The 278-nt window shown below is 64.7% G+C and carries 1 protein-coding gene; it reads right to left on the bottom strand.

Translation table 11 applies throughout. The annotated features are described in order from the left end of the window. On the bottom strand, positions 1 to 278 hold a 278-nt coding region (locus B4920_RS26150), incomplete at both ends, for a gamma carbonic anhydrase family protein (protein ID WP_139379669.1).

Raw genomic sequence — 278 nt, 5'->3', positions numbered from 1 at the left:
GACCGGGTTCCCCATATAGAGGAAGCCGGATGCGAGCCGCTTGCCTGGTGGCACCAGAGAGTCGGCGCCTATCATCACGTCATCCTCGACGACCACACCATCCGGCAGTATGGCCCCCATGCCGACCAGCACCCGGTTGCCTATGGTGCAGCCGTGCAGCATGGCCTTGTGGCCCACGGTGACGTCTTCCCCGATCAGCAGGGGATAACCGTCGGGATTGGCGGTGCTCCTGCGGCTCAGGTGCAGAACAGTGCCGTCCTGCACATTGCTGCGGGCGC

This window comes from Zoogloea sp. LCSB751 (genome assembly GCF_002028455.1).
Lineage (GTDB): Bacteria > Pseudomonadota > Gammaproteobacteria > Burkholderiales > Rhodocyclaceae > Zoogloea.
The sequence above is the reverse complement of the archived record's forward strand: the minus strand, read 5'-3'. Positions and strand labels throughout refer to the sequence as shown.